The 13,612-nt window shown below is 62.7% G+C and carries 13 protein-coding genes; 11 read left to right on the top strand and 2 right to left on the bottom strand.

Annotated elements, in window-relative coordinates:
* Nucleotides 1-100: 100 nt before the first annotated feature.
* Complete coding sequence (locus AFIC_RS13555; RefSeq protein WP_275246751.1) at nucleotides 101-1,165, bottom strand: phosphatase PAP2 family protein; 1,065 nt, start codon at nucleotides 1,163-1,165, stop codon at nucleotides 101-103.
* A gap of 281 nt (nucleotides 1,166-1,446) precedes the next feature.
* On the opposite strand from AFIC_RS13555, the gene AFIC_RS13550 reads away from it, so the two are divergent.
* The 11 genes from AFIC_RS13550 to AFIC_RS13500 all read left to right on the top strand — a co-directional run bounded on the left by AFIC_RS13550 (nucleotide 1,447) and on the right by AFIC_RS13500 (nucleotide 12,626).
* The gene (locus AFIC_RS13550; RefSeq protein WP_275248736.1) at nucleotides 1,447-2,649 is read left to right on the top strand and encodes a pyridoxal phosphate-dependent aminotransferase; all 1,203 of its coding nucleotides are present in this window, start codon (nucleotides 1,447-1,449) and stop codon (nucleotides 2,647-2,649) included.
* A 125-nt stretch (nucleotides 2,650-2,774) separates the two neighbouring features.
* Nucleotides 2,775-3,305, top strand: coding sequence for a DUF992 domain-containing protein (locus AFIC_RS13545; protein WP_275246750.1), 531 nt, complete (start codon nucleotides 2,775-2,777; stop codon nucleotides 3,303-3,305).
* Nucleotides 3,306-3,471: 166 nt separating this feature from the next.
* Nucleotides 3,472-3,951 (top strand): DUF992 domain-containing protein, encoded by a 480-nt coding sequence (locus tag AFIC_RS13540; protein WP_275246749.1) that lies wholly within the window; start codon nucleotides 3,472-3,474, stop codon nucleotides 3,949-3,951.
* The gene (locus AFIC_RS13535) at nucleotides 3,948-5,711 is read left to right on the top strand and encodes a SulP family inorganic anion transporter (protein ID WP_275246748.1); all 1,764 of its coding nucleotides are present in this window, start codon (nucleotides 3,948-3,950) and stop codon (nucleotides 5,709-5,711) included. The genes AFIC_RS13540 and AFIC_RS13535 overlap by 4 nt, the downstream gene beginning before the upstream one ends.
* A gap of 73 nt (nucleotides 5,712-5,784) precedes the next feature.
* Nucleotides 5,785-6,618 carry a shikimate dehydrogenase gene (locus tag AFIC_RS13530; RefSeq protein WP_275246747.1) on the top strand — a complete coding sequence of 278 codons (834 nt, stop codon included), beginning with the start codon at nucleotides 5,785-5,787 and terminating at the stop codon, nucleotides 6,616-6,618.
* 59 nt (nucleotides 6,619-6,677) lie between these two features.
* Entirely contained in the window at nucleotides 6,678-7,295 is a 618-nt protein-coding gene (locus AFIC_RS13525; protein WP_275246746.1) for a DUF5666 domain-containing protein, read from the top strand.
* 149 nt (nucleotides 7,296-7,444) lie between these two features.
* A complete protein-coding gene (locus tag AFIC_RS13520) occupies nucleotides 7,445-7,630 on the top strand; it encodes a hypothetical protein (protein ID WP_275246745.1) in 186 nt (61 codons plus the stop codon).
* 235 nt (nucleotides 7,631-7,865) lie between these two features.
* Nucleotides 7,866-9,212 carry a phosphoglucosamine mutase gene (gene glmM, locus AFIC_RS13515; RefSeq protein WP_275248735.1) on the top strand — a complete coding sequence of 449 codons (1,347 nt, stop codon included), beginning with the start codon at nucleotides 7,866-7,868 and terminating at the stop codon, nucleotides 9,210-9,212.
* Between the two features lie 123 nt (nucleotides 9,213-9,335).
* Nucleotides 9,336-10,580 carry an MFS transporter gene (locus tag AFIC_RS13510; protein WP_275246744.1) on the top strand — a complete coding sequence of 415 codons (1,245 nt, stop codon included), beginning with the start codon at nucleotides 9,336-9,338 and terminating at the stop codon, nucleotides 10,578-10,580.
* Between the two features lie 258 nt (nucleotides 10,581-10,838).
* Entirely contained in the window at nucleotides 10,839-11,657 is an 819-nt protein-coding gene (locus AFIC_RS13505) for an outer membrane protein (protein ID WP_275246743.1), read from the top strand.
* A 141-nt stretch (nucleotides 11,658-11,798) separates the two neighbouring features.
* Nucleotides 11,799-12,626, top strand: a complete 828-nt coding sequence (locus AFIC_RS13500; RefSeq protein ID WP_275246742.1) for an outer membrane protein — start codon at nucleotides 11,799-11,801, stop codon at nucleotides 12,624-12,626.
* 12 nt (nucleotides 12,627-12,638) lie between these two features.
* Here AFIC_RS13500 and AFIC_RS13495 read toward each other — a convergent pair whose 3' ends face one another.
* On the bottom strand, nucleotides 12,639-13,469 hold the full coding sequence (locus tag AFIC_RS13495; RefSeq protein ID WP_275246741.1) for an EamA family transporter: 831 nt from the start codon (nucleotides 13,467-13,469) through the stop codon (nucleotides 12,639-12,641).
* Nucleotides 13,470-13,612: the final 143 nt, after the last annotated feature.

Raw genomic sequence — 13,612 nt, 5'->3', positions numbered from 1 at the left:
GAGGTGCGGGCGATGTCCCCGCAAGGCCGGCGGCCTGGAATAGTTGAAAGCTCTCTTTCAAGCCGCCCTTGCAGCAGGATTTTGCCGCGCCGCGACAGGATCACGTTTTGGCGATATCCGGGCGCCTGACGGTTGCGGTCCCGGGCGAGACTCGCGTCGGGGCGAGACCGTCCGTCACGATTGCGCCTGTTCCATTGCTCTCGATGGGCGGCACGATCGAGGGAGAATCCGCGACCGGGGGAAGTCGCGTCATATCGTTTGCCAGATCGTTGCGAACGATCCGGTGCGCTATCAGCCAGCAGGCAAATGCGATGGCAATTCCGGCGATGACATCCACGACATAATGACTGCCCGCGAAAGGTGTTGCCATGATCATCATCATGTTGATGGCGAGCGATATCCATCGCAGTCCGCGCACACGCCAAAGGGCCAGCACGAAAAGCACGCCGAGAGCCGCGTGCAGACTCGGGAAAGTGATGATGCCTTCCGAATTCAACCCCGACATCGCATGGAATGTGCCGTCTCGAAGACCGAGGAAGACGGGCCAGCTTGTCGACGACGCGGGGACAGCACCATGAGCGATAGCGGGTTGCGCATGGTAGAAAAGCCACGGCCCCATGGCGGGGAGGACGGCGGATATGCCGATAGTGAGGAGAGTCGTCAGCATGAATGCCTGAACGAAGACGTTCAGGCGCCGGATGTGCCCGGCGAATCCAAGTATCAGTACTGTCGTGATGACTTGCAGCGTGAAGCTCGCATAGGCCAACGCGAAAATCCGGGAGAGCCATGCATGGCTGGTGATCAAGGAAACGTATCCAGACCAGTCGATGCCGAGATGACGATCCCAACTGGCGAGAAGGGCGTCCTGCAAGGGAAACCCGGCGCTTGCGGCGACGTAGGATAGCGGCGCGCCGACAGCGGTGAACGCAACGATCTGCGCGGTGCTCATCAGCGCACCGCCGATGTTCGGGTCCCGGCGGACCGAAGTGTAGAACCAGTTCGCGGCGCATAACAGAATGCAGGCGCCCGTCGCTGTCGTGAACGACGCCCATTCGATGTGAAACGGCCCGATCAGCGATGCGATGACGATGCTCGCGCCCATCGCCGCGACCACGATCCAGATCGCGCGGTTGAGCCGCTGCAAGGAGGGTTGGAAGACATCCATTCCGGGGCCTGAAACGAGAGAGGTAACCGATGTCCGGCTTATCAGGGCCGGGTTCGCGTCCCGTTAAGATCGAGGGAATGCCTGTCTCCGGGGCGGGCAGGCGAGTGCCGCGTTCAAGCCCGATTCAGGGAGCTTTTTCGTTCACAATCCCGAAATTTCCCAGCTTTGCAGCGAACCTTCTTGCGATGCACCGCCGCCGGTCCTAGTGTGCGGCGCACTTTTAGCCAAAATCCGCGAATCCCGGTGCGTCCCGGCCTTCGCTTGCCCAAATGGAGACAATGATGCCGTTCCTGTCCGCCGCCCTCGACCGCGTGAAGCCGTCCGCGACCATCGCGGTCACGGATAAAGCGCGGCAGTTGAAAGCGGCTGGCCGCAACGTCATCGGCCTCGGCGCGGGCGAACCGGACTTCGATACCCCGGCCAACATCAAGCTGGCGGCGATCAAGGCCATCGAGGCCGGCAAGACCAAATACACCGCGGTTGACGGCATCCCCGAGCTGAAGGAGGCGATCGTCGCCAAGTTCAAGCGCGAGAACGGCCTGACCTATGTACCGAACCAGATCACGGTCGGCACCGGCGGCAAGCAGGTGCTCTACAACGCGCTGATGGCGACCATCAATCCGGGCGACGAGGTCATCATCCCGGCGCCATATTGGGTCAGCTACCCGGAAATGGTGGCGCTGGCGGGTGGCGAGCCCGTGCCGGTGATCTGCACCGCCGCACACGGCTTCAAGCTACAGGCCGCCGATCTGGAAAAGGCGATCACGCCGAAGACCAAGTGGATCATCCTGAACTCGCCGTCGAACCCGACCGGTGCGGCCTATACCGAAGCGGAGATGAAGGCGCTCACCGACGTGCTGGTGAAGCATCCGCATGTCTGGGTGATGACGGACGACATGTACGAGCACCTCGTCTATGATAACTTCAAGTTCGTCACGCCCGCGCAGGTCGAGCCGAAGCTGCTCGACCGCACGCTGACGGTGAACGGCGTGTCGAAGGCTTATTCCATGACCGGCTGGCGCATCGGTTACGCCGGCGGCCCGACCCAGCTCATCAAGGCGATGGCGACGATCCAGTCGCAATCGACCTCGAATCCGTCGTCGATCTCGCAGTGGGCGGCGCTGGAAGCCCTGAGCGGCCCGCAGGATTTCATCGCGACCAATGCGGAGCTGTTCAAGGGACGGCGCGATCTGGTGGTCTCGATGCTGAACCAGGCCAACGGCATTCAGTGCCCGCGCCCGGAAGGCGCGTTCTATGTCTATCCGTCCTGCGCCGGGACCATGGGCAAGACGACCCCCTCCGGCAAGAAGCTGGAAAACGACGAGGATTTCGTCACCGAGCTTCTGGAGAGCGAGGGCGTCGCGGTGGTGCACGGATCGGCCTTCGGCCTGGGCCCGGCATTCCGTATTTCCTACGCCACCAAGAACAGCGATCTCGAAGAAGCATGCAATCGCATCCAGCGGTTCTGTGCGAATTTGCGGTAGATATTTGTAACTATTCTCGGCATTGTGACTTGCAGCGGGAGGGCAGCGTGTTATGCGCTTTCCTCTCTCTATCTTCCTTCCTTTCCCAACGCATCGATATCGATTCGTGTAGCCGGAGACTTCCCATGCGACTTTCTTACCTTGTCGGCGCAGCATCTGCCCTTCTTCTTGCGTCGTTCGCGACTGCGAATGCGCAGCAGGGCGTCCAGGTTGGCGTTCTTCGCTGCCACGGTGGTCCGAATGTCGGCCAGATCCTGACCTCCACGACCAATCTTGACTGCGTGTTCGAGGGCCGTGGCCGTCGTCCCGAAGGTTATGTCGCCACCGTCCGCCGCTTCGGCGTCGACCTCGGCGCGACCAGCCAGACCGATTTCGGCTGGCGCGTTCATGCTCCGACCGTCCAGGTCGGCCCGGGCGATCTCTCCGGCAGCTACGCGGGCGTCGGCGGTAATGCCGCGATCGGCGTCGGCGGCGGCAGCAACTTCCTGGTCGGCGGCTCGGCCAACTCGTTCGCGCTGCAACCCCTCAGCTTGCAGGGCCAGACCGGCCTCAATGTCTCGGGCGGTATCGTCAACCTCGAGCTGCGCCCGGTTGGCTATGTGCACCGTGGCCATGCCAAGAAGCGGCATCACCGCCACCATCGTCATCACCGCTAATTCTGGCGGATGGAATATATCGGACAGGCCCGCGTCAGCGGGCCTGTTTTTTTATGGGCTTTTGGTGGCTCCCGGATGCGATCCGGTTGAAGTCCCCCCACGGCTGGGGATAAAAAGGGAAGGGCCGCTTCCTGAGTCCGTGCGCGGCTCCTGATTGGGGGATTTCATGCGCCGCGCTCTCGCAGTTTCGTCCTTTGCCGCCGCCGCTCTTTTTGCGCTGACCGCCGCTGCCAACGCCCAGCAGGGCCGGGTGCAGGCGGGCGTCATCGAATGCCGTGGCGGGCCCCATGTCGGGCTGGTGGTCGGATCGATGAACAATCTCGGCTGCGTCTTTCGCGCCAACGGCCGACCGGACGATCTTTACATAGCGACCGTCACCAAGGTTGGCCTCGACCTCGGCATCACGGATCAGACCGCCGTCTCGTGGGTCGTGTTCGCGCCAACTGTTCAGCTTGGAGCTGGTGATTTGTCCGGCGACTACGCCGGTGTCGATGCGAGCGCCGCGGTCGGCGTCGGCCTCGGCGCCAATGCGCTGGTCGGGGGCTCGGCCAATTCCTTCGCCCTGCAACCATTGAGCGTGCAGGGACAAACGGGGCTTAGCGTCGCGGCGGGCGTGCAAAGCCTCCAGCTTCGGCCGGGCCGGTGAATAGTCAGGCGGGACATCGGGCTTCCGAAGCATCGCCCGTATCGTCAGGCAAGCCCGTCGGCCCCACGTTTGTCGAACTCTATACACCCAAGATCGTCACGGTGCTGCGCGAGGGTTATGACCTCTCGAGTTTCCGTGCCGACGTGGTGGCGGGACTGACGGTTGCGATCGTCGCGCTGCCATTGTCGATGGCGATCGCCATCGCCTCGGGTGTCACACCGGATCGCGGCCTTTACACCGCCATCGTCGGTGGTCTTTTCGTGTCGCTGCTCGGCGGCAGCCGTTTCCAGGTCGGCGGCCCGGCCGGTGCCTTTATCGTCCTTGTTGCCCAGACGGTGCAAAATCACGGCCTCGACGGCGTGATCCTGGCGACGATGATGGCCGGTGTGTTCCTGATCGCGGCCGGATTCCTGCGGCTCGGGACTTACGTCAAGTTCATTCCCTATCCGGTGACAGTGGGTTTCACGGCGGGCATCGCGGTCATCATCTTCGCCAGCCAGATCAAGGATCTGCTCGGCCTCAATCTGCCGGGCCACGAACCGGCGGCGTTCCTGCCCAAGCTCGCCGCGCTCGGCGGCGTGATCGGGACAATCAATCCATCGGCGGTACTGCTGGCGGTCGTGACCATTGCGGTGATGGTCGTGCTGCGCATCCTGCGCCCGAACTGGCCGGGCATTCTGATCGGCGTGGTGCTTGCCACTGTTGCAGCCGCGATGCTGGGCTTGCCGGTGGAAACCATCGGCTCGCGCTTCGGCGGCATTCCTGAATCGATTCCAGCCCCCGTGCTGCCGGTCTTCTCGCTACAGAAGATTCAGGCGGTGCTGCCCGACGCCATCGCCTTCGCACTTCTGGGGTCGATCGAATCCCTGCTGTCGGCCGTGGTCGCAGACGGCATGACGGGACGGCGGCATCGCTCGAACTGCGAACTGGTGGCGCAGGGCGTCGCCAACATGGCGTCGGCGCTGTTCGGCGGCATCTGCGTCACCGGCCTGATCGCGCGCACCGCCACCAACATTCGCGCCGGCGCGCGCAGCCCGGTATCCGGCATCATGCATTCGGTGTCCGTGCTGCTGTTCATCCTGATCGCTGCGCCGCTTGCGAGTTACGTTCCGCTGTGCACGCTGGCGGCGGTGCTGGTCGTGGTCGCATGGACCATGGCGGAGAAGCACGAGTTCGCGACGTTGGTGCGCTCGTCCTGGGGCGATGCCGCGGTGCTGCTCGCGACGTTCTTGCTCACCGTGTTTCGCGATCTCACCGAAGGCATCGTGGTCGGCTTTGCGCTCGGCGCGATGCTGTTCATCCATCGGATGGCTTCGGCGGCGACCGCGACTGAAATTCCCGGCCCATGGGTGGAAGACGACAAGGCCGACGGTTCCAGCGAGCGCACTCCTTACGATTCGGCGTTGGCCACCGATCCGGATGTCATCGTTTACCGCATTTCCGGCGCCTTCTTTTTCGGCGCGGCGTCCACCATCGGCGCGGTGCTCGACGAAGTTCCGAGCGGTCACAAGGGGTTGGTGATCGATTTCGAGGCCGTGCCGCTGCTCGATTCCTCCGCCGCCAATGTCATCGCGCGCGTCGCTACAAAGGCCCGGCAACGGGGCATCCGCGTCGTTCTGACCGGCACGTCGCATCAGGCGCGGCGCGAATTGCTGGTCCATGGCGCCCGCCCGCCCATGGTGCGCTATCGCCGCGACATTTCGGGTGCGGTGGATGAGATCAAGCGCCAGGCTGCATTGACAGCCTCCGCCGCCGCGTGATCTGACCGCTGATCCGTGCGACGTTGCGCGGCTGGCCGAATCCAACGGAGCGCTGTCGGTGAACGCAAATCCCGTGAACGCAGATCCTGCCGCATGCCTGATCGGCTGGCCGGCCGCGCATTCGCGTTCGCCGATCATTCATAAATACTGGCTGAAGCAATTCGGCATCGCGGGCGACTATCGCATCGAGGCGGTGGAGCCAGCGGCGTTCGCGGATTTCATCGGTTCGCTTGCCGCGCGCGGTTATCGCGGCGCGAACGTCACCATTCCGCACAAGGAGCAGGCGCTCGCGCTCTCGACGCCGGACGCGCGCGCCCGCGCGGTAGGCGCGGCCAACACGCTGTATTTCGCGAACGGCGGCCTGCATTCGACCAATACCGATGTCGAGGGGTTCATCGGCAATCTCGATGCATCCGCACCGGATTGGAATGCGGATGGCGAGGCCGTGGTGCTGGGCGCGGGCGGCTCGGCGCGCGCGGTGGTGTTCGGGCTCATCGAGCGTGGCGTTGCGCGCATCCATCTCGTCAATCGCAGCCGCGATCGCGCGCAGGCACTGGCGCAGCCTTACGGCGAGCGGGTTCGCGTGGCCGCCTGGGACGATGTGGGTGCGATCCTGCCGAAGGCGGGCCTCGTGGTGAACACCACCTCGCTCGGCATGAAAGGGCAGCCGTCCTTGCCGTTCGACGTATCTGCCTTGCGGGCGGATGCGGCGGTCGCCGATCTCGTCTATGTGCCGCTCGAAACCGCGTTGCTGAGGGCTGCGAAGGCGCGTGGTCTGCGGACCGCCGATGGTCTCGGCATGCTGCTGCATCAGGCCGTGCGCGGGTTCGAGCTGTGGTTCGGGAAGCGTCCGCAAGTGACGCCGGAATTGCGCGCGCTGGTCGAGGCCGATCTCACCTCTGCGTGAGCGTCGAAACGCTTGCCAGATTTGCCGCGTAACTTGATGGCGGAATCAGGAGAATGATCATGCCGTTGTTACGCCTTCTCGCCATCTGCCTCGCCGCTTCGCTGCTGACTTTGACATCCGCTTTTGCCGACATGCGGCAACCGCCGGCATCCCGTGTGCGCGGCATGATCGAATCCATCAATGGCGATCTCTTGATCGTGAAGAAAACCGATGGTCACAACGTCACGATCAAGATGACGCCGAATGCCGCCATCACCGGCGTCGAGAAGATAGCGATGCCGGACATCGCGCCCGGCGCTTATATCGGCGTTACCTCGGTCGCCGACGCGCAGGGCAACCAGAAAGCCACCGAGATTCATCTGTTCCCGGATTCGCTGCGCGGCGCGGGCGAAGGAACGCGGCCCTGGGACACCGCGCCCAACAGCAGCATGACCAATGGCGGCCTCGACAAGATGGTGGAAAGCAATGATGGCTCCACGTTGACGGTGAAATACCGTGGCGGCGAAAAACAGGTCGTCGTCACGCCGGAGACGGCGGTGGTGAAACTGGTGCCAGGCAAACGCTCCGATCTTCGGGAAGGCGCCCACATCATCGCCGCGACGGCGCGCACGGCAGATGGCGCGCTGGAGACATCGCGCGTCAGCGTTGGCATCGACGGCCTGACGCCGCCGATGTGATGTCGCCGCGCCCATGCGCGCCGCTGCGAGACACCGATATGCCTCGCACCCGTTTGGGGGTATCGTTGGGTCGTTCGGGACCGGCGGCCGGTGATGTCGCGTGACGGCGGCCGCGCTTCGGTCCGGGACATTTGTCCATGGAGGCGATCATGGCCGATCGGAACCATACTGCGGCAGCCGGCAAGAAGGCCAAGGGCGATCCGAAAGCGCCGGACTATCGGAAGGATCTGGAAGATCAGCTCGAGGAGGGGCTGGAGGATTCCTTCCCCGCGTCCGATCCGGTCAGCGTGACCCAGCCACACCCGGCGCGCCGGAAACGGCCCGGCGGCACTTGACGGATTCAATGAATTCAATGCCTTAAGATGGAAGTCCGGCGTTAAGCAGGATCGGGATTACCGCCTTTGGGCAGCTTGGCGGCCGTAATGATTCATCATATTTTTTGAAGCGGTTTCAACCGCCTGCTCTTTATAAGGGAGCATGCTCGATTGAGGAGCATGCTTGAAAAAGCATTCTGGCGAAGCGCGCCGTTTGGCGGCGTTCGCGGCGGGGTTCAAGTTTTCGGGGACAAAGATGGTTCGCAAGTATTTCGGCACCGACGGTATTCGTGGCCGCGCCAATGGCCTGATTACGCCGGAGCTGGCGTTGAAGGTGGGGCAGGCCGCGGGACTCGTGTTCCAGCGCGGCGAATACCGGCATCGCGTCGTGATCGGCAAGGATACGCGGCTGTCCGGCTACATGATCGAGAACGCGATGGTCGCGGGCTTCACCTCCGTCGGCATGGACGTGCTGCTGCTCGGCCCCATTCCGACGCCCGCGGTGGCGATGCTGACCAAATCGATGCGCGCCGATCTCGGCGTCATGATCTCGGCTTCCCACAACCTGTTCGACGACAACGGCATCAAGCTGTTCGGCCCGTCCGGATTCAAATTGTCCGACGAGGTCGAGTTGCAGATCGAAGAACTGATGGACGAGAACATCGACAAGCGGCTGGCGCAGAGCGCGCATCTCGGCCGTGCCCGGCGCATCGATGGTGTTCATGATCGTTACATCGAGTTCGCCAAGCGCACGCTGCCGCGTGACCTCAATCTTGAGGGTTTGCGCGTGGTGGTCGATTGCGCCAATGGTGCTGCCTACAAGGTGGTGCCGGAAGCGTTGTGGGAACTGGGTGCGGATGTCATCACCATCGGCGCGGAGCCCGACGGCTTCAACATCAACAAGGAATGCGGCTCGACTTCTCCCGAGACGCTGAGCCGCAAGGTGCGCGAGATGCGTGCCGATGTCGGTATCGCGCTCGATGGCGACGCCGACCGCGTGCTGGTGATCGACGAGCATGGCCATCTCGTCGATGGCGATCAGTTGCTCGCCGTGATCGCGCAGAGCTGGAAGGAAGACGGCCGGCTGGCGAAGCCCGGCATCGTCGCCACCGTGATGTCGAATCTCGGCCTTGAACGGTTCCTCGCGGGTGAGGGATTGTCGATGGTGCGCACGCCGGTCGGCGACCGCTACGTGCTCGAGCAGATGCTGGCGCATGGCTACAACCTTGGCGGCGAGCCGTCCGGTCACATCATCATGTCGGACTTCACCACCACGGGCGATGGTTTCGTCGCGGCGTTGCAGGTGCTCGCCGTGGTGCAGAAGCTCGGCCGTCCGGTTTCGGAAGTGTGTCACCGTTTCGAGCCGCTGCCGCAGATCCTGAAGAACGTGCGCTACCGCGCAGGCAAGCCGCTTGAGAATCCGCAGGTGAAATCGGCGATCGCCGATGCCGAGAAGAAGCTGAACGGCAACGGCCGCCTTCTGGTGCGCTCATCCGGCACCGAGCCGGTGATCCGCGTGATGGGCGAAGGCGACGACCGCGACCGTGTCGAGGAAGCGGTCGATATGATCGTATCTGCCTTGAGCCTCGGCGCGGCGGCCTGAAGGCCGCCATCGGCGGGACTCTCGGCCGGGTCTGTTGCATTTCGGATATGACGAAAGCCGCCTAGCGGGCCGGGGAATCTGCCCGTAGGTTGGAACGCGATTTTCAACGGCTCCGGTGCGCATTTGAACAAGCCAGTCATTCTTTCGGAAGATCTCACGTCAGCCCCCATCGTGACCGACGATCCGCCGCCCGCGCAGGCATCGACGGCGGCGTTCGCCGTGCTGGGCGCGGTGAGCCTGTCGCATCTCCTGAATGATCTGCTGCAATCGCTGCTGCCGTCGATCTATCCGATCCTGAAGGAGAATTATTCCCTCGACTTCAGCCAGATCGGCCTCATCACGCTGGCGTTCATGGTGACGTCGTCGCTGCTGCAACCGTTGATCGGCATTTACACCGATCGTCACCCGAAGCCGCAATCGCTGGCGCTCGGCATGGGCTTCACCTTTGTCGGCATGATCCTGCTCAGCGTCGCTCATCACTACTACGTGATCCTGATCGCGGCGGCATTGGTCGGCACCGGCTCGGCCGTCTTCCATCCGGAATCGGCGCGCATCGCCCGCGCGGCGTCGGGCGGCCGTTATGGTCTCGCGCAATCGGTGTTTCAGGTCGGCGGCAATTTCGGGCAGGCGCTCGGCCCGATGGCGGCGGCGCTGATCGTCGTGCCGTTCGGGCAGGGCAGCATCGTCGCTTTCTCCGGCGTGGCGGCGATTGCCATCGTGATCCTGTGGCGGCTGGGAGCCTGGTACAAGCCGCGCATGACGACACGGAAGCAGGCGCATGCGGAACGTCAATCCGTCGGCCTGTCCTCGGGGCGCGTGAAGTTCGCGCTGGTGGTGCTGGTGGTGCTGTGTTTTTCCAAGGCGTTCTATCTCGCCGGCATCAACAGCTACTACACCTTCTTCCTGATCCATAAGTTCGGCGTCTCGACGCAGACCGCACAGATCTATCTGTTCGTGTTTCTCGCTGCGAGTGCCTGCGGCGTGTTCTTCGGCGGCCCGCTCGGCGACCGGTTCGGCCGCAAATACGTCATCTGGTTTTCGATCGTCGGCGCGCTGCCGTTCACGCTGATGCTGCCTTACGCGAGCCTCACCGGCAATCTCGTGCTCAGCATCCTGATCGGCTTCATCATCTCCTCGGCGATGCCCGCGATCATCGTTTATGCGCAGGAACTGATGCCGCATCGCTTCGGCATGATCTCCGGCCTGTTCTTCGGGTTCGTGTTCGGCATCGGCGGCATCGGCGCGGCCGTGCTCGGCTATGTCGCGGATCGCACCAGCATCGACTACGTTTATCAGGTGTGTGCGTTCCTGCCCGCGATCGGGCTGCTCGCGGTGTTCCTGCCGCAACTGAAACGTCAGCGTGCCTGACATTTTCCTGAGGCTCGGCCGCCACGCGCGAGTGCTCTCTCGCGCTCGGTCGGCTGCGCACGCCTTTCATCAACCTCTCGTTAAGGCTTTGGGCGCGCGCGTTAGCGGAGCGTTAATCGCATCTCTTCACCTGCATTAAAAATCGCGGTTAAGAATTAGGGTTAAGTGCGGCTTAAGCATTTGGTGCCATCGTCCGGCTGAGGATTTTTGAGTGAGGCCTTTGCGTCGTCCTGCCTCACTGGACGAAAGGACCATCCGATGCGTTACGTGAAATCCATTGTTGCCGCCGGTGCGGCTTCATTGTTGTCGGGCGCGGCGCTCGCCGCCGACCTGCCGATGCCGCCGCCTTACGCGCCGCCGCCGGTGCAGGAATTCGGTGGCTGGTACCTGCGCGGCGATATCGGTTTGAGCAATCAGAGCATCAAGGACCGGCATTACGCTACATACGACAACCCAGCCCAAATAATCCCGAGCTCGCTACAGCAGAGCACGCATTTCGGCCAGGCAGGTATCTTCGGGGTCGGCGCAGGTTATCAGTTCAATTCGTGGTTTCGCATGGATGTGACCGGTGAGTATCGCGCCAAATCGAATTATACCGGGCGGGATACTTTCACACTTGCCGGAGGCGGTGCGGGTCTTCCCGATAACTATACCGGCCATAAGTCGGAATGGCTTTTCCTGACCAATGCTTATGCCGATCTCGGAACATGGTGGTGCATCACGCCGTTCGTCGGCGCGGGCATCGGCGCGGCGCGTGTGACATTGGCTGGCTTCAACGATTATCATGACGATGGCACCCTCACCGGCATAGCGAGCGATGCTTCGAAATGGAATTTCGCATGGGCCCTGCACGCCGGCCTTGCCTACAAGATCTCGCCGAACTGGACGATGGAACTGGCCTATCGTTACGTTGACATGGGCGATGGCGTGACAGGCATCCTTTACAATACCAGCGGAACGACGATCAATCAGGCGATGCACTTCAACCGCATCACCTCGCATGACGTGAAACTCGGCGTGCGCTGGGCGATCGATCCAGCACCGATGTACGCGCCCCCGCTCATCACCAAGGGCTGATTGTCGCTGCACGATATAATTCGAAAACGGCGCGGATTTCCGCGCCGTTTTCTTTTGCGCGGACAGGGTCTGGACACGATTTGTTAGGGTTAACGGGCGATGATTGGACAGGGTTAAGCGTTGGTATCGAGGAGTGTTGCGATGCGTCGGCTGGTGGTGGCGATGATGGTTGCGGGAGCGGCACAGGCCGCGCAGGCCGCGGACCTTCCGGATTTTTCAGCCTTGCGCGGGCCGGTCGGTATCAGCCGTGGCGTCGTCAACTGGCAGGGCTTCTATGCCGGCGGGCAGGCGGGCTATGGCTCCGCCGATATGAATTTCGCGAACTCAAACAGTTCGATGATTGCAGCCTTGCTTGCAAATACAAATATCGAAAGCGAGATGAATGTTTCCTCGTGGCCGTTGCTTGGTGGCAAGACGAATACCCACCAAAGTCAGGTTGGTGGATTCGTCGGCTACAACAGCCAATGGGACGACATCGTTCTTGGCGTTGAAGCCAACTACATGCATGGGACATTTAGCGGGGCGTCTGTCTCTACGCCGGTCAGTAGGGGTATGACGCTGACCAGCGATAGCCAATATCACATCGTCACGGTGAATTCGTCCAAGTCGATATCCATCAGCGATATGGGAACGATTAGAGCTCGTGCCGGATATGTTTGGGGCAATTTCATGCCCTACGTTTTTGGCGGTGCCGCGTTAGGGCGTGGCAATATCTACAGTGCTGTTTCCGTTTCGGATCAGAAAGGAGCGGATTCGGCTGCGGCGCAAGCCGCTACGCCTGTGACATTGTCGGCGAGCGACGGGATAAGCGGCAAGATGCTCTACGGCTATACGGCTGGCATCGGCACGGAAGCCATGTTGTTCGGCAATGTCTTCGCTCGCGCCGAGTGGGAATACATTCGCTTCGTCAACGCTGGCGCTGATGTGAACATCAACACCGTGCGCGGCGGCCTCGGCTACAAATTCTGACGTCCTGAAAACTCACGCGAGCTTCAGCGCCGCCGCGCCCGCGGCGATCAGCGCGGCGGTGACGAGGCGGCGCAAGCCGCTGCGTTCGCGCAGGATCAGCGTCGAGATCGCAACGCCGAACAGCACCGATGTCTCGCGCAGCGCGGCGATCGCGGCGACCGGCGCCTGCGTCATCGCCCACAGCGCAAGTCCGTAAGCGCCGAGCTTGCAGCCGCCGCCGACCACGGCATTCAGGCTGTTGGTGCGCATCATGCCCCACACCTTCGGCCGGTCGCGCAGCCACACCAGTAGGAACAGCGGAACGCCGCTCAGAAGATTGAGCCACAGAACGTAAGCCACCGAATTGCCGGAGAGCCGCACGCCGTGGCCATCGACGATGGTGTAGAACGCGATCACCATCGCGTTGGCGACGGCGATCATGGTCGCGCGATGGCTGGCGTGGCGATGGATCGCCAGCAGCAGGATGCCGCCGCAGATCAGGCCGATGCCCGCCCAGCTTGCCGCCGTGAGGGTTTCGCCGAGCAGTTCGGCGCTGAGAAGGGCGACGATGAGCGGCGCGGTACCGCGCATCAGCGGATAGGTGTGGCCCATGTCTCCGGCGCGATAGGCCGCCGCCACGAGCATGAAGTAAATCTGGTGAACCGCCGCCGAGGTGATGACCCAGGGCCAGCTTGCCGGAGCGGGCAGGCCGACGAACGGCAGCACGCAGGCCGCCATGACGGCGGCTGCGCCCGCGACCAGCCCGGTTTCCTCGAGTTTGTTCTCGCCGGATTTGACGATGGCGTTCCAGCTCGCATGCATCAGCGCTGAGAACAGGACGAGCAGAAGCACATGGGTGGCCATCGGCGGGTTCCGTTTCGGCGTGACTGACCCGCTATCCCTGTCACATTCACTAAACTGTCACAATCCGCCGCCGCGTATTGCTGCTCCTGCGAAATCGCTTGACCGGGCCGGGCTTCGTCGCGTATCCCCGTCAGTGGGACACC

The organism is [Pseudomonas] carboxydohydrogena (genome assembly GCF_029030725.1).
Classification (GTDB): domain Bacteria; phylum Pseudomonadota; class Alphaproteobacteria; order Rhizobiales; family Xanthobacteraceae; genus Afipia; species Afipia carboxydohydrogena.
The sequence above is the reverse complement of the archived record's forward strand: the minus strand, read 5'-3'. Positions and strand labels throughout refer to the sequence as shown.